The organism is uncultured Cytophaga sp., assembly GCF_937863595.1.
In the GTDB taxonomy this organism is placed as follows: Bacteria; Bacteroidota; Bacteroidia; order Cytophagales; family Cytophagaceae; genus Cytophaga.
Genome location: NZ_CALMGQ010000045.1, coordinates 1 through 16923, shown reverse-complemented (window position 1 = coordinate 16923; position 16923 = coordinate 1). Strand labels below are relative to the sequence as shown.

Here is a 16923-nt window from a genome sequence, read left to right as displayed (position 1 = left end):
TTTAATATATACTATTTTTTATTTTTTTAAAATAGTGTTACAACACATAATTTATTTAGGAAGCAATACATCATTAATTACGTGAATAATCCCATTTGAAGTAGGGATTGAAGCAACAATTTCAGATCCATTAACATACGTTTTATCCCCTTTTATGGTAATAATTACTTTTCCGCCATTCACTTGCTCAAACTCTTGTCCATCATTCATGTATTCGGTTTTTAATGCGCCTACATACGTGTGGTATTCCAAAATATTTTTTAAGTCTGCAATTTTTTCTGGTTTCAACAACTCCTCAACTGTTCCTTTAGGTAATTTATCAAAAGCAGCGTTCGTAGGTGCAAAAACAGTAAAAGGTCCTGCGTTACTTAACGCATCTACAAGACCTGCTGCTTTAACAGCAGCTACAAGTGTCGTGTGATCCTTACTACTGATTGCTACTTGAACAATATTTGGAGCAGATGTTTCATCAACCACTCCTGATTGACCTTGTGGAGTTGCTGCCGTTTCCTCTTGTTGAGGTGTTGCAGATTGAGAATTTTCTGAAGCAGATTCACCGCAAGAAAATAGCGTCACCGAGATGACTAATAGAGCGCAAAAGTAGTTGTGTTTCATGGCCTTATTTAGAGTTAGTTTATAACTCAAATATACCTTATAACACATTTTTTATTTATGACCCAAATCATAAGTAGCAATTGTTTTCTTCTGTTTTAAAACGGAAAGAACAATCATAAAAAGTCCCACGGAAATAACCAACGAAATAGAAAACAACATCTCATTTATATAGGGAACCAACACATAATTCATTGAAAATATTCCGTGAATTGCTAATAACAATTCATTGATGTAGATACTTAAAATAAGTACAATCAATCCAATTTGAAGTGTTTTAGTTATAAAAATAAAATTATTTATATATACATACACCAATAAAAAAACACTAATACACACCAACAACACTAAGTGCAGATATGCTATGATTACAGCTCTTGAGCCAAAAACCATTTGATTTAAAACAGGAAATGCTGAACCTAACTGCAACAAAAACTTGATAGTAAAGGACAGTGCTAAACAAATAAATAAATATTTTAATAACACAGGAAATACTTGTTTGAATGAACTTCTATTAATGAAAGCAAGTATTTTAAACCAGGCAAAAATTTGTACTAGTGCTGCTGGGATTATTAGATAATAAATCCAGTTAGGAAGTTTCATCCACAACAAAGACAGTCCAACTGCAGGAATACATGCGATGAAAAATAAATTAAAAGCAGACCTTAAGGGCAAAACACTTACCTGTTGTGTTTCTAAATAATCTATTAATAGACCTAAACAACAAAAGAAAAAGAAACCGTTGTATTGAAAATGTAAGTACCAATATATTGAGGTTAGATATTTATCTTGATCAAATGCATGGGAGGCCATCATATAACTCAAATAAAATGTCCCAAAAGTTGAAATGAAATTAAAGAATAAACCGGCAAGAAACCATTTACTCCCTTCAAAGAGTTTTATTTTAAACGCCCTACGTATATACTCTATACTAAATGCAAAAGATGTAAGAATTAATAGTACCAAAAATAGAATTGTCCAAAATTTATACCCTTGAATGATAAACGAAATTAATACACCATATGAACAAATCAACTGGATAACTAATAAAATATTAAAATAGGTATTGTTAAAATCTTGTTTAGATTTAAGCACCTTCACCATCAAAGCCATTAACAATAAAGTAACCCAGCCAGCGAATGCAAAATGAGAATGTGCATGTTGAAGATTTCGTTGATCAAGATACGGAAACTCGAATCCAATTTTATACCGCATCAACAAGCCAAGTAACGAAACAATAAAAAAATTAAATAAACAAATTGAAACGATATTTAAGCGATTGAACAATTTCATTTTAATAATATATTTTGCGATTAAATATTTTTACCTTTTCTTCTTGATTTAGCCGAGAAAGTGTTCGAATAACTGTCTCAACTCTTAAGCCTGTATAATTTGCAATTTGTTGCCTTGTAAATGGAACAATCGCTTTCATGCCAGGAGCTTTCTTTTGAATATTAAAGAACTTCATCAAACGTTCTTCTGGACTTGCACAAGTAAGTAATTGTATGGTTTTAAATTTGTCATGAATATTCATGGCCAAGCACGTCATTACATTTAACGCTATCTGATTGTTTTCAGCAATCATTTTTTTAAAACTTTCATTCGGCAATCGAAATAAATATACATCTTCTGAAGCGATTGCGGAAACAATATAGGGCAAATCTGTAAAAAGTGAAGAGAGCCCCAATGATTGTCCTTTACCACACAACTTGTGAAAATGTTCTCTACCACTTGAATTACTTGATATTACACGAACAGAGCCTTTTTGAATTTGAAAATAAAAGCGTGGTATATCATTTTCACTGAACAATACTTCTCCCTTAGGAACTTTATAATAAGTTCCTCCATAAAATTTCAATATTTCTAGGTCGATGTTCATACTAAATAACAAACGAATTTAGCGTATAATTAAAAATGAAAAGATGATTAAATAAAAGTATTTAAATGACTTTAATCAACATAAAAGCCAATATAATAGAACATTATATAATCCTATTCTATATTTGAAAATTCAGATGCATGATAAATACAATCAGCAATACTTATTCCATTTGGCCAATTCGATAAAATATAAATATTCTCCTTTTCTAAATAGCTGATATTGTCTTTTACATCAACCATATCAATATTATATTGGGGAATCGATTTTTTCCAAGAACCAATCGTAACAGAAATTGGATGGCCGGCAACAGAATACAATTCTTTAATTTCAGCCACAACCATTATTTGTATTTTTTCCTGAGACATCGTTTTTATGAATGGCGCTCTCTTCTCGTTAATCATACAGGTTAACAACACAACATCATCAGAAGTCCTACCATCAAAAACAGAAGAATTCCAAATAACCCCAGCAATCAATAATTTTTCATTTGTTGGGTGTAATGCACCAAAACCATTGGGTTGAAAGCCTAGTTGTTTTTTATAAAACAAAATATGTACATAATAAACCAATGGATATTCTACCTTATCGAATAAACTTGCAATCGTGGGAAAATAAGGACGAACAAGCGATGCTGCTCGATATGCTGGTATAGCCAGTACAACTTTAGTACATAAAATATGCTCCTCTCCTTCTTTAGAAGAAACTAAAAGTGACCAACTCTCGCCTTCTTTATTCAATGCAACAACTTTTGTTTCATATCGAATATGTTGCAACCGTTGTTGAAGCGTATCTATCAATTGACTCAGGCCTTTTTTAAACGTAATTGTTTTTTTACGCTTTGGTGGATTTTTAATAAAACCTTTTAGAATTGAACCGTATTGTTTTATATTCTGCGTCAAAACAGGAAAACATAAATCTGCAATCAGCTCTTTACTATCACCGGCATAGATACCTGTAACAAAAGGATCTAATACATAATCAGAAACTTCATTTCCAAAGCGGGATTGAATGAGGTCATACAGAGTAGAATTATGTTTACTTAATGTTTTATTTTTAAATTCTTTAAATATTTTAATACGTTGAGACCAAGAAAAAAAAGAACTTGAAAGCAGAGAAATAGGACCTGATGGCAAAGCACGGTATTTTCCGCCTTTATAAATAAACCTTTTTTTGATCGTTTTATTTGCCAAAATAATTTCGTTGTCTAAACCTAAATCTGATAAAAAATCAAAAATAAATTCATCCGCCAATATGGAATTAGGGCCTTTTTCTGCAATTACATTATTTTTATAATCTGTTTGAATGCAGCCTCCCAATACGGACGCTTCCTCCATAAGTACATACGGAATATTCTTTTTTTGTAAATTATATGCCAATGTCAATCCAGAAATACCACCTCCAATAATAGCTATCATAATAAGTATGTATTTAGATTATACATTCAAAAGAATTCGTATATACTTAATTAATTAAAAACGATGTTTTATTAATTACGGATTCAGAAAGTGTACAAATTTTATTTTGAGTTAATAAATCTTCCACTGTTTTTTTTGCCTTTTCATATTGAAAATGAATAGGACATGGTTTCACTGCCGTACATTTCATCAAACCCAAACCACACGTTTTAAAAACCTCCATTCCGTCAATTGATTTTACGATTTTTATAAGCGGTTGCTGTGATTGTGTTTTAGTAATATAAAACCCACCATTAGGACCTTTATTACTGTTGATGATGCCTTCCTTAACCAAGGTTTGCAGTACTTTACTCACAGTATGTTGACTCTCCCCTATTTGATCTGCTATATCTTGTATAGATTTTTTGTCATTCGGATCAACAAATTTTGCTAAATACAAAACAGCTTTGATCCCAGTCTTACACGTTGTTGACAACATATTCTTATAAGTTTAAAAGTCTTTTACCTTCATCCGAAATCATATCGGCATTCCACTTCGGTTCAGACAAAAGAGTAACCGTAGCAATATAGCCAGAAAAATAATGTTCCAATGTATTCTTCGTATTTTCCTTAATCGAATCTGCCATCGGACAAAATTCAGAAGTCAAAATCAATGCAACTTGTATTGATTTGCTCTGCTCATACATATCAATATTCTGAACCATTCCAAGATCAACAATATTAATACCAATCTCGGGATCTAGAACTTGTTTTAACTCATCAAGAGCTAATGCTATTTGAATATTGTCAGTCGGTTTCATGTATACTTATTTTAGGTTTATAAAATAAAATTTTAAAAACATTGTAATTATATAACAACGCGGTTACAAGTAACAAAAAACTACCACATTTTAATAATATAGATTCATTAATTATAATGCCAGGAATAAGCGAGAATATACCTGTTACATAAACATAGCCCATAACAGTTAAAACTCTTTTATCATATAACAATAAAGGTGAATAAGGAATCGCATTTCTATGTTTTGAATATTTCATCGTCCAAACAATATAGGGCAAAATTTTAAAAGTCATCTGCAAAATTAAGGCGGCAATCCAACCTAAGAAAATAGCAATACCAAATAGTTTAATCAGTTGAAGATTAATATAAGAATCTAAGAAATACGTTACCAAACAAGTAATAAAAACAGATACCCCTAAAAAGATCAATGACACTCCAGAAAGATCTAAAAGTGTGTTATTGTTTTTATGAAACCTATTCCTATATACTTGAACGCAAAAATAGATATACATACAAATAGAACTGCCGAACGCAGCGATACTGAACCAATAAAAATAAGTAGGGATTATATCCATATGCCAAAGTAAGTAATTGAATAAACCAATATGTATCGTAACTAAAATTGTCTTCAACAAGGAGTCATTTAAATAAGTTGATACTAAGAACATAGGAAACAAACGTGACGATACCCCTATTATTAAAATTAGAAACCAACCTGCGATACCAACATGTACATGAAGGGATAAATAATGAAGCGAGTGCACAGACAGAAAGGAATAGTTAAAATTAACAATCATTAATAAACCAATACAAACAGTAATGAAGAGCAAAAAAATTGATATTAAAATATAAATAGAATTAATATTCATTATGTTACTAACGCGTAATGTCTTATACAAATTTACTAAAACAAGACCTACAGAACTGACTATACATACTCCTCCAACAATGGCTGAGTAATCAAAATTAAGAGTAAAAAATGCATATATAAGCATTGGAATACCAAATGCTAGTAATACAAATGAATAATAAGCAATTTTATAACTGTATATATCAACATGATTCATAAAGGGAATTAATTGATAACAACACCCTAAGATTATCATTGTTGCCCAAGCCAAAACAACAATATGTGTAATAGCTATAATGTTGGGTTGGATATAGAAGCCTAAAAATACTTCGGAATGAAGAACCAACAACCCCATAGCAAGAAAAAAAGAAATAGCAGCATATATAAAAAACGGAAATACAACTTTATATAATTTATTTTCCACTATTTCCCCTATTAATATTAAGAATATTTTTCTCCTGATGTATGGTAAAAGTAATAAATCTGTTTTTATAATAAAAGCATTTACTTACTTTTATTATAAAAATAGACAATTATAATGGAGTCCGAAAAAAAACTTGATTTTGAAGAAAAATTAAATGGAATTTCTCACGGAATAGCAGCAGCGATATCATTCATTGGTTTGCTCATTTTGGCTTACTATGGCGCTATTGACAATCGAAAATGGAGTTTCATAACGGCACTTATTTTCGGCATTAGTCTTGTATTCACGTACTCGGCATCGATGCTCTATCATTTAAAAAGTCACAAACCTTGGGTTGGATACAGAGTCATTGATCACATAAGTATTTTCATTTTAATTGCCGGTACTTATAGTCCAATATTATTAATACATATAAAGGGGGATTGGGGCATAAACATCTTCATCCTACAATGGACATTAGCAATACTAGGTATATGCTTAAAATTATTTTTTACAGGAAAAGTAGATTTACTATTTGTATTGATGTACCTCGTTATGGGTTCGATTATTGTTCTAAAAATTGATGATTTACTAATCTCCTTGCCACATATTGCTTTTATACTAATGGTTGTTGGAGGCTTAGCCTATTCCATAGGAATCATATTTTACATCATAGATAAAAAAATGAAATACGCACATTTAATTTGGCATCTATTTGTAATTGTAGGTAGTGTATCACACTACCTATTAATTACAGTATTCATATTATGATATTAGACGTGTTGAATCTGGATATTATTATTCGTAAAACGCATATGATAATCTTTCAATAATCGAATCACTACGATCAATGAATAATGCAACGTGGATTTTTCCTGATTCAGTTTAAACGTATGCTCATAAAAAGAAATCAATTCCTCAACTTCTTCTTTAGTTTTTTGATCTTTAAAAACAGCATATAATGTTTCTGAGATTAGGTTCATCTCTGTTGTAATTTCATTATCTCTTTCATTTGATTTTTTTTCTGATAACACCCGAGAAGAGTATTCGTTATCAAAAGAAATATCCTTCTCAGATAAAAATTGTGCTAAAGACAATCCAAAGACAACAGCTTCAGAAAGCGAATTACTAGCTAATCTATTATAACCATGAATCCCCGTACAAGATACCTCTCCCACTGCATATAACCCATCAATACTCGTAGAGCCATTTGTGTCCGTAACAATCCCTCCACACATATAGTGTGCAACTGGATATACAGGAATAAGATTCTTTTCCGGATATAGATTGTAACGGACCAATTGTGCATAGATATAAGGAAATTTATACAACCATTCCTCCTTACTTATATTTCGAGCATCTAAATAAACACAATCTGAATCTGTTAATTTCATTTCTTCAAAAATTGCCCTCGATACAATATCTCTAGGTGCTAAGTCCTTTCTTTTGTCATACCGTACCATAAAGTAATCACCCAAACTATTTACTAACTTAGCACCTTCTCCACGAACAGCTTCACTAATCAATAAGGTTTGTTTTACATTTCTTAAAAACAAACCCGTTGGATGGAATTGGACGCAGGACAAAAAATTAGTTTGAACGCCCAACTGAATTGCCATACCCATAACTTCTGCAGTAGCAATGGGACTAGAAGTTGATGGTGCAATTAATCGACCAAGTCCACCAGAAGCAAAAACAACATGTTTCGCACGTATTCTGTTTTGTGTAAGCTGATCCGTGACAAAATCAACATGAAAAATGTTCTGTACTGAATCTTTTTGAATATCCACTACACTAGCATTTTGAATTATGGTAATATTTTTCTGCTCCAACATTTTATCCCATAACACATTCATGATGGACTTGCCTGTTTGATCTTCTACTTTAAAAATTCTTCGTGTTGTATGCCCTCCTTCTAAAGCCATTTCTGAATTAAAAACAACTCCCCATTTCAATAATTGATCAATACCATGCTCCGTTTGATGAGCCCACCAACGAACAGTATCTTCATCGTTCATGTAACGTCCAGCTTTTAAGGTATCTTCAATATGTGTTTCAATATCCGATTCGGAAGTTTTATATTCTGAGGCAATTCCTCCCTGTGCCATAAAACTACTGCATTCTGACAATGCAGATTTACTCAGAACTAAAATAGTTAAATCTGGTCTTAATTCAGACAATTTTAGAGCTAAGGTGGAACCAGCAATACCGGCACCTATAATTATAACTGGATAATTTTCTAACATGGCTTTATTTTGAAAGGGCGAGCATTCTTTCTATAGGCTTTATTGCTTCTATTGCAGTATCAATGTCTACATGTATTTCGGGTGATTCAGAAACCAATGCATCATAAATTTTTTGCATCGTATTTAACTTCATATAAGAACATTCACTACAGGCGCACGTATTATTTTCGTCAATTGGTAATGGAATCAATTGCTTTTGAGGTGCTACTTTTTTCATTTCACCAATCACGCCTACTTCTGTACCTATTATTAATACATCAAATTCAGAGTTTTTAACAAAGTGTATCAATGCGGTTGTAGACCCTACAAAAATAGCTCGATTCAAAATATTCCGATGAGACTCCGGATGGGCGATCAATTTAGCTGTAGGGTACTTTAAAAATAGGTTGTCTAATTTTTCATTTGAAAAGGCTTGATGCACGATGCATTCGCCATTCCATAAAACCATATCTCGACCGGTTTTACGCCTTACATAATCTCCCAAATTATAATCAGGAGCAAAAATTATTTTTTTATCTAGAGGAATGGAATTAACAATATCTACTGCATTGGCAGAAGTACAAATAACATCACTCAAAGATTTTACCTCTGCAGAACTATTAATATACATCACAACTTCATGATCGGGATGCTGCTCTTTGAACAATTTAAAATCAGTGTATTGACAGCCTTCTACTAATGAACAGCCTGCCTCCAAATCTGGCACAAGTACTTTCTTATTAGGATTAATAATTTTAGCAGTTTCAGCCATGAATACGACACCCGCAAATAAAATGATGTCTGCATTGCTATTTAATGCTTGTTGAGCCAAGCCTAAGCTATCGCCAACATAATCTGCCACTTGTTGAATCTCAAAACTTTGATAATAATGTGCTAAGATAACTGCATTTTTTTCTTTGCAGATTTCTCTTATTTTAATTGCCAAATCACTCATATAAAATCAGTACGAATTAATTATATAACTCAAATAATTCCATTTGCATGAGCAACACAAATTCTAATTTAATACAAAATAGTTTTTATGTTGCCAATGCAAATAATTAGAATATACACGTATGCATTACCCACATTTAGAATAACCACAGTTTTTACATTTCAAACACCCTTCTTCGTAAATAAGACTTGCTGTATTGCAAGACGAACAGGTATTATTTTTAGGTGCTGTTTTATTCGGTATAAATTTGGTTAAGGCTCTAATGACACCATTCTTCCAAGTATTTAAATACTTATCCTCCAGGTTCAATCCCTCGACCATATCAACAACATATTGCAATGGCATACCATGCCTTAAAATCCCGCTAATTAATTTTGCGTAATTCCAGTATTCTTCGCTGAATGTGCGAGATAAGCCTTCGATGGTAATTTTATATCCATCGTTATCTACGTATTGAAAGTCGTATCTATTTTGACCAGAAGCGTCTTTGTTTTTAATGATGATACCTGATTTTACTTTACTTAAAATAGAAAAAGAATCAATGGCTCTACCTGTAAATATTTCATACGGTTTATTCTCAAACAAACCAACTACGGCAATCCACTTCTCTTCATTATTCATAAATTGAAGTACGTCTGCAGGAAGTTCAGTAGGTCTTTTAGGTGGCTTATTCTCTATCTGAGTAGGTGATTTCGCATTTACCAAGATCCCACTTCTACACCCATCTCTGTAAATGGTAATACCTTTACACCCAACTTTCCAAGCCTTCATAAAAATACTCTCAACGAGCTCTTCTGTGACGTCACCAGGCAAATTAATAGTCACACTAATTGCATGATCCACCCATTTTTGCATCGCACCTTGCAATTCGACTTTTGAAAGCCAATCAATTTTTTCACTTGTAGCATTATAATACGGAGATTTTATAATCCGTTCTTCTAATTCTACTTTAGATAACGCCTGAATATCTTCATTGGATAAACCTTGACTCAATAAATAATGTTTAAAGCCTTCATGTATGACAGCATACTCCTTGTAGTGATCTCCATTCTCATCAATAAAATCTGCTTGTTCGCGCGTAGTTGATTCTATTTTTTTTCTGCGAATATAAAATAAGGAAAACACAGGCTCTATTCCTGAAGATGTTTGAGCCATAATGCTTGTTGTACCAGTAGGTGCAATGGTTAATATGGAAATATTTCTACGACCATGTCTCCGCATACGATCATACAAATCAAAATTGGATTCTTTAATCCTTGCTATGAATGGATTCTGTTCTTCTAATTGTGCATTAAAAATGGGAAACGCACCTCTTTCTTCCGCTAAATCCACAGAACATTCATAGGCCGTTAATGCTAAGGTCTTTTGAATATGAATAGCTATTTCATTCGCCTCTTTCGTACCATAACATACACCCAAGGCAGCAAGCGTGTCTCCAAGGGCAGTTATACCAAGACCCGTGCGTCGACCTTGCTGACATTTATTTTTTATTTTTTCCCATAGCTCTAATTCAATTCTCTTTACGGATTCTAATTCGGGATCTATAGTTATCTTATCAATGATTCGTTCAATTTTTTCCAACTCCAACTCCACCAAATCATCCATTAATCGCTGAGCTTTTTTCACATCAATTTTAAACCGATCGAAATCAAAATACGCATTATCTGCAAATGGCGATTGAACATAGCCGTATAAATTCATTGCAAGCAAACGACAGCTGTCGTAGGGACATAGCGGAATTTCACCACAAGGGTTTGTTGCGGTAGTAGTAAATCCAAATTCAGAATAGCAATCAGCAACTGATTCTTTTAGTATCGTATCCCAAAATAAAATACCCGGCTCTGCACTTTTCCATGACTGATGAATCAATAAATCCCATATTTCTTTTGCATTGATTTCAATATTCTGTGCTCCATCCCTTCCATCAATAGGATATGTTTGTGTATATGTTGTATTATTTTCAACGGCATACATGAATGCATCATCAATTTTTACAGAAATATTCGCACCATTTATTTTATCATTCTGATCCTTTGATTTTATAAACGACTTTATTTCTGGATGTTTAACAGACAAGGTAAGCATCAATGCTCCACGTCTGCCGTCTTGAGCTACTTCTCTGGTTGAATTAGAAAAACGATCCATAAAAGGCAGAATACCCGTAGCAGAAATTGCAGAGTTATTTACATGAAATCCTTTCGGTCGAATATGCGACAAATCATGACCAACGCCTCCTCTACGTTTCATCAATTGAACTTGTTCTTGATCCGTATGCAAGATTGCACCGTATGAATCACAATAGCCTTCTAAACCAATTACGAAACAATTAGAGAGTGATACTACTTGATAATTATTCCCAATACCAGACATGGGACTACCTTGAGGTATGATATATTTAAATTCATTTAACAATCCAAAAATTTCATTCTCATCCATTGGGTTGGGATACAGAGACTCTATCCGCGCAAATTCTTTCGACAAACGTCTATGCATTTCACTTGGACTGCGTTCATAAATATTTCCATAATTATCTTTTAACGCATATTTACTAATCCACACTTCTGCAGCCAATTTATCACCACCAAAATAGTTGAGTGTATTTGTAAATACGTCGTCGTAGGTATACGACATCTTTTGTTCAATAACATTTTCTACTAATTCATCCATAAACAATAAAGTTTAACAAAAACTGAAATTAATTTTTACTAAAATATGACAACAATCATTAAATTATTTAAACTAGTTCGATATATAAAAATAGAAGCACTTATATAAATTAGAATAAATCAAATCAGCAAATACTTTTATTTTATTGACACAAATATATAAAAGTATTTAAATACTTTTATATATTTGTGTCAATAATTAACTAAGACAAAATAAAATTATGAACACAGTATTAGATAATGTATTAAACGTAACTGTTCTTGAACCAAGAATGAAGCACCCAACTATATTTGCACGTTTTGACGAACTTAAGGAAGGGGAAAGTTTAACTATTCATAACGATCATGATCCAAAACCTTTGTATTATCAATTATTAGGTGAAAGAGGCAATATTTTTAATTGGGAATATTTAGAAAACGGACCAACTGAATGGAAAGTTAAAATCTCCAAAATTGTTGCCGGATCAAATAATGAAACACTGGGTGAGCTCGTTACTAAAGACTTTAAGAAAGCCTTAATCTTTAAGAAATATGGTCTAGACTTCTGTTGTGGAGGTAAAAAAACAGTTAAGGAAGCGTGTGCAGAAAAAAATCTCGACGTAACAATCATCGAACAAGAATTACAGCAATTAGATAAAAATCCAAAACAAAACTCACTACCATATGATCAATGGAGTTTGGATTTCTTAATTGACCACATTGTAAATACACATCATCTATATGTAAATAACACAATAGCAGATATGTATTACTATGCAAAAAAAGTAATGAGCGTACATGGAAATGTGCACCCTGAATTATTGCAAATAGAGCAATTGGTTAAATCAGTTAAAGAAGAATTGTTAGAGCACATGGTTAAAGAGGAACAAACATTATTCCCATACATTAAAACGCTCAGAGTTGCTGAGATTAGTAGTCAGACAGTAAGCAATCCGCAATTTGGAACCGTAAAAAATCCAATAAAAATGATGGAAACGGAACACGAAACAGTTGGTGAAAGTTTAGCTCAAATCAGAAAATTGACAAACAATTATACATTGCCAGCTGATGCATGCTCTAGTTATAATTTATTGTATAAAATGTTAGAAGACTTTGAGGGCGATTTACAAGTACACATACATTTAGAAAATAATATATTATTCCCTAAAGCTATTGCATTGGAGAAGAAATTGCTTAACTAAGGATTATTGTTTGTAGTTTATAAATACAAGGGTAGATAGTATCTACTCTTGTATTATTTATTTAAGGATTATGGTTATCAATTCAAAAACAAAAATTTCCGTTATACTGAAACATCATCCTGATGCACTGGATGCAATCGTTCAAATTAGCCCTACGTTTGAAAAACTACGGAACCCATTTTTAAGGAAAATAATGGCAGGAAGAACAAGTATTGAAGCGGCATCTAAAATAGGCAAATGTTCCATCGAGGATTTTTTTAACGAACTAGAGCCTCTAGGTTTTGAAATAGAGCGAAATAAAATGACTGCCGTTAACGTAAAAAGTAAGGTTCCAGATTTCGTTTTAAATGCAACCGAAAAAAATTGCGTAACCTTAGATGTTCGCCCAATTTTAACATCTGGTGATGATCCGTTGGCAATCATCATGTCTCACATAAAACAGATAGAAATAAATCACATATTGAAAATTATCAACACGTTTGAACCAACACCTTTAATTAAATTATTAGAAAAGAAAGGCGTTGAAAGTTATACAAACCAACTAGATGAAAACACCACAGAAACGTATCTGTTAAAAAAAACAGGACTATCCGAGTCAAATACGATTACACCTACAAAAAAATCAAACGACTGGGATATTTTAATGGCAAAATATGAATCAAACATGCATTGTATTGATGTCCGTAATTTAGAAATGCCTCAGCCAATGATACAGATTCTAGAATCCTTGGAAAATATTAAAGATGATTCAGCTTTATTTGTTTATCACAAACGTATACCTGTATATTTGATACCTGAACTTCTAGAAAAAAAATTATCTTACAGAACAAATGAGATAAGTACCAATGAAGTTCATTTAATTATATTCAAATAAATTATGCTTGATAAAAAAGATGCGTCCGCAAGATCTAAAACAACTTCGTACAAAGTAGTATTACCATTCTACGCATACGCAGCGCTCTCTTTTTTAATGGCTACAATTCTTTTATTTTTCTCTTCAGAAAATTTCCTCAATCACTACTTTCAACCACATATTATTGCTATCACCCATATAATGACTTTGGGTTGGGCAACTATGATTATATTAGGCGCGAGTTATCAATTCTTACCTGTTATGATCGAAAGTGAATTATACAGCGATACATTAGCATACAGCACCTTTATTCTTTCAGCCATAGGTATTCCTTTGCTAGCTTATGGATTTTACTTTTTCAATATGGGCTTCTATACAAAACTTGGCGGTTGCCTCATCATTTTGTCACTCTTGTCGTACCTCATTAATTTGGGCTTTAGCATCACTAAAAGTGCTAAAGAAAACATTCATGCAGTATACATATTTACCGCTGCATTATGGCTTGTGCTGACAGCCAGTATTGGATTGACCTTGGTATATAACTTCACAGATATCATTCTTCCAAACAATTCTCTTCATTATTTACCACTTCATGTAAACTTCGGAATTATCGGCTGGTTTATCCTTTTAGTAATTGGTGTGGCTTCTAGATTAATCCCAATGTTCTTAATATCAAAGTATACTAACAATACGCTTTTAAAAGTCATTTACTACTTAATAAATGCCTCCATCCTAACTTACTTTTTTGTATTTCAATATGCATTACCACAGGAATGGACTCTTATTCCTTTGTTCATTTTATTAACAGGTATACTTCTCTTCACCTACTTTTGTTATAAATCGTACAAGGGTCGAATCAGGAAATCCGTTGATGCGCAGATGAAATTATCATTATTCTCCATCACAATCATATCCATTCCTATACTTCTAATTTCAACCATCATACTAACGTTTCGTTATGTAGCAGAAGAACAAAATGCATTCTTTCTAAGTTATGGTTTCATTATTATTTTTGGATGGATAACAGCACTCATTCTCGGCATGACATTTAAAACGTTGCCTTTTATTATTTGGACTAAAGAGTATTTTTCACGTTCGCACCTTCCCTCTACCCCTAACCCAAAAGATTTATTCAATTCACTTTTGTTTAAAATAATGAGTGTGATATATCTTATTGGACTAATTCTATTTGTATTTGGAATTTTCACCAAATCAATCATACTCTTAAAAATAGGATCTATCTTTCTATTAGTGTGTGCCTTGTTGTATACATTAAATGTAATTATTATACTCAAACATACTGCACCACCATTAGTTAAATCTGGAAATGGAAATCTTTAAGAAATACACCTTCGATTGTGCTCATTATTTACCAAATGTATCCGACGATCATAAATGCAAAAAAGTTCATGGACACACCTATCATTTAACGCTTTATTTTGAAGGAGACATTGATCCTAAATTTGGATGGATTATTGATTTTTCAGACATAAAAAAAATAGTAGAGCCGACCATTCAATTACTAGATCACAAACTTTTAAATGAGATTATTGGTTTAGAAAACCCAACCTGTGAAAGAATGAGTGAGTGGTTATGGAATCAAATAAAACCAAGAATTCCACGTCTTTCAAAAATAAAATTAAAAGAAACCCCTACTTCTGGAGCAATATACAAAGGCCATTAATAAAGAGTACAAACCATTAAATATTAATTAATCGAATTAAAAATAACTTAACACATCTAGATTAATTAAGAGATATTGGTGGCATACTGAACTGAGCAGTATTATGAAAAGCAAGTTTATGTATGGAATACACCATATAACCAATCAAAGGAAATGTACTTAAGATTTCTCCAACTTCCCTTTCTGAAGAAGCCACAATCGTAACCCACAATTTAGTTCTATCAGAAGATAAACTATAGGAAGTCACTATCCCCTCATGCATGTAGGCATTAATCATAGTTCTTTGTGATGAAATCAAAGAAATGAATTCGTCATCAGGTGCATCGGGATAATCTATGTCTATTAAATATTGATCCATATCATATATTACGTAAAACAAATTTAGTAACTAAAAATATTACCTTTTTTAAATAATAATTCTATCCATTACAATTTAAATATTTAAGAATATTTTTAGATTTAGTAAAATAAATAAGCCCCATTTGTATATAATCGATTGTCAATAAGTAATATTAGATATTAATTTCTATTAATATTGATATATTGCCTTCCTTAAAAAAATAAGTATACAAATGAAAAAAATGTTTTTTACGTCCATTTTTATTATAATGAGTCAATTTATTTTTGCTCAAATATTTATTGGTGGATCTGCAGGATTAAACGCAACCAGATTTAATATCCAACACGAAAATAAAAATGATGGATCCAGTACGAAGTATATAAATGGTTTAAACATAGAAGTACCTGTTCTATTCAAATTCAATAAAAACATTGGAATCCAATCAGGTATTGGATATTACAACATGGGATCAAAAATTTATCCTAATTTTACTTCCTATAACGTTATCGATCAAAATGACCCTATATATCAATCTTTATTAAATACAAACTACACATATAGGTTAAATTACCTATCTGCCCCTCTTACTTTTAATGTATTTCTACCAATAAATAAATTCTCAATATACGCTAGAGCAGGTATGTATGCATCATATCTTATTCAGGGTAAGATCAAAGAAAATAGTAGTCAAAATCAAAATACGTTTGATATTAAAAAAGAAGACATAAAACAATTTGACTTTGGAACAGTAATAGGCATAGGTGCTAGCAGGAATATTGGTAATGGGTATATTTTTCTGGATGCAAAATATATGATTGGTTTAAATAATATAAACAATCCTAACAGCAGACTATTTTACATGTATAATAACACTCAAAAAATTAATAACCGAGACGTATCTATTAATATAGGTTATATGTTTAGAATATCTAAAAATGAATAATGGGTGGTGAATAATAGATGATAAAAAGAGACAAAAAAAGGAGTTCGTAGTTAAATTAAATTAACCACGAACTCGTTTTTAATACTTAATACTTAATACTTAATACTTAATACTTAATACTTAATACTTAATA

General features: G+C 31.8%; 17 protein-coding genes. 6 read left to right on the top strand and 11 right to left on the bottom strand.

Annotation, left to right across the window (positions count from 1 at the left end; all coding sequences use genetic code 11):
* Nucleotides 1–51 precede the first annotated feature (51 nt).
* The 7 genes from Q0543_RS03405 to Q0543_RS03375 all read right to left on the bottom strand — a co-directional run bounded on the left by Q0543_RS03405 (nucleotide 52) and on the right by Q0543_RS03375 (nucleotide 5964).
* Nucleotides 52–615: a fasciclin domain-containing protein gene (locus Q0543_RS03405; RefSeq protein ID WP_299249136.1), complete on the bottom strand. Its 564-nt coding sequence runs from the start codon at nucleotides 613–615 to the stop codon at nucleotides 52–54.
* Between the two features lie 51 nt (nucleotides 616–666).
* On the bottom strand, nucleotides 667–1905 hold the full coding sequence (locus Q0543_RS03400) for a hypothetical protein (protein ID WP_299249133.1): 1239 nt from the start codon (nucleotides 1903–1905) through the stop codon (nucleotides 667–669).
* A gap of 1 nt (nucleotide 1906) precedes the next feature.
* Entirely contained in the window at nucleotides 1907–2491 is a 585-nt protein-coding gene (locus Q0543_RS03395) for a Crp/Fnr family transcriptional regulator (protein ID WP_299249130.1), read from the bottom strand.
* A gap of 113 nt (nucleotides 2492–2604) precedes the next feature.
* Nucleotides 2605–3909, bottom strand: a complete 1305-nt coding sequence (hemG, locus tag Q0543_RS03390; RefSeq protein ID WP_299249127.1) for a protoporphyrinogen oxidase — start codon at nucleotides 3907–3909, stop codon at nucleotides 2605–2607.
* A 46-nt stretch (nucleotides 3910–3955) separates the two neighbouring features.
* Nucleotides 3956–4387, bottom strand: coding sequence for an Rrf2 family transcriptional regulator (locus Q0543_RS03385; protein WP_299249124.1), 432 nt, complete (start codon nucleotides 4385–4387; stop codon nucleotides 3956–3958).
* Nucleotides 4388–4391: 4 nt separating this feature from the next.
* Nucleotides 4392–4709, bottom strand: a complete 318-nt coding sequence (locus Q0543_RS03380) for a metal-sulfur cluster assembly factor (RefSeq protein ID WP_299249121.1) — start codon at nucleotides 4707–4709, stop codon at nucleotides 4392–4394.
* Nucleotides 4696–5964, bottom strand: coding sequence for a hypothetical protein (locus Q0543_RS03375; protein WP_299249118.1), 1269 nt, complete (start codon nucleotides 5962–5964; stop codon nucleotides 4696–4698). Before Q0543_RS03375 ends, Q0543_RS03380 begins: the two co-directional genes overlap by 14 nt.
* Nucleotides 5965–6078: 114 nt before the next feature.
* Between Q0543_RS03375 and Q0543_RS03370 the strand changes: the two genes are divergently transcribed.
* Nucleotides 6079–6714 (top strand): hemolysin III family protein, encoded by a 636-nt coding sequence (locus Q0543_RS03370; protein WP_299249116.1) that lies wholly within the window; start codon nucleotides 6079–6081, stop codon nucleotides 6712–6714.
* A gap of 2 nt (nucleotides 6715–6716) precedes the next feature.
* Here Q0543_RS03370 and Q0543_RS03365 read toward each other — a convergent pair whose 3' ends face one another.
* The 3 genes from Q0543_RS03365 to Q0543_RS03355 form a co-directional block, all read right to left on the bottom strand.
* A complete protein-coding gene (locus Q0543_RS03365) occupies nucleotides 6717–8189 on the bottom strand; it encodes an FAD-binding protein (protein WP_299249113.1) in 1473 nt (490 codons plus the stop codon).
* 4 nt (nucleotides 8190–8193) lie between these two features.
* Nucleotides 8194–9123, bottom strand: a complete 930-nt coding sequence (gene nadA / locus Q0543_RS03360; protein ID WP_299249110.1) for a quinolinate synthase NadA — start codon at nucleotides 9121–9123, stop codon at nucleotides 8194–8196.
* A gap of 126 nt (nucleotides 9124–9249) precedes the next feature.
* On the bottom strand, nucleotides 9250–11790 hold the full coding sequence (locus Q0543_RS03355; protein WP_299249107.1) for an adenosylcobalamin-dependent ribonucleoside-diphosphate reductase: 2541 nt from the start codon (nucleotides 11788–11790) through the stop codon (nucleotides 9250–9252).
* Between the two features lie 220 nt (nucleotides 11791–12010).
* Here Q0543_RS03355 and ric point away from each other — a divergent pair, with 220 nt between their 5' ends.
* The 4 genes from ric to queD all read left to right on the top strand — a co-directional run bounded on the left by ric (nucleotide 12011) and on the right by queD (nucleotide 15507).
* The gene (gene ric / locus Q0543_RS03350; protein ID WP_299249104.1) at nucleotides 12011–12970 is read left to right on the top strand and encodes an iron-sulfur cluster repair di-iron protein; all 960 of its coding nucleotides are present in this window, start codon (nucleotides 12011–12013) and stop codon (nucleotides 12968–12970) included.
* A 70-nt stretch (nucleotides 12971–13040) separates the two neighbouring features.
* Nucleotides 13041–13844 carry a DUF2249 domain-containing protein gene (locus tag Q0543_RS03345; RefSeq protein WP_299249102.1) on the top strand — a complete coding sequence of 268 codons (804 nt, stop codon included), beginning with the start codon at nucleotides 13041–13043 and terminating at the stop codon, nucleotides 13842–13844.
* 3 nt (nucleotides 13845–13847) lie between these two features.
* Entirely contained in the window at nucleotides 13848–15164 is a 1317-nt protein-coding gene (locus Q0543_RS03340) for a cytochrome C oxidase subunit I (RefSeq protein WP_299249099.1), read from the top strand.
* Nucleotides 15151–15507 carry a 6-carboxytetrahydropterin synthase QueD gene (queD, locus tag Q0543_RS03335; RefSeq protein ID WP_299249096.1) on the top strand — a complete coding sequence of 119 codons (357 nt, stop codon included), beginning with the start codon at nucleotides 15151–15153 and terminating at the stop codon, nucleotides 15505–15507. The genes Q0543_RS03340 and queD overlap by 14 nt, the downstream gene beginning before the upstream one ends.
* A 61-nt stretch (nucleotides 15508–15568) precedes the next feature.
* On the opposite strand, the gene Q0543_RS03330 is transcribed toward queD, so the two are convergent.
* On the bottom strand, nucleotides 15569–15886 hold the full coding sequence (locus tag Q0543_RS03330; protein ID WP_299249094.1) for a muconolactone Delta-isomerase family protein: 318 nt from the start codon (nucleotides 15884–15886) through the stop codon (nucleotides 15569–15571).
* Between the two features lie 229 nt (nucleotides 15887–16115).
* On the opposite strand from Q0543_RS03330, the gene Q0543_RS03325 reads away from it, so the two are divergent.
* The gene (locus Q0543_RS03325) at nucleotides 16116–16790 is read left to right on the top strand and encodes a porin family protein (RefSeq protein WP_299249091.1); all 675 of its coding nucleotides are present in this window, start codon (nucleotides 16116–16118) and stop codon (nucleotides 16788–16790) included.
* The last annotated feature ends 133 nt before the right edge of the window (nucleotides 16791–16923 follow it).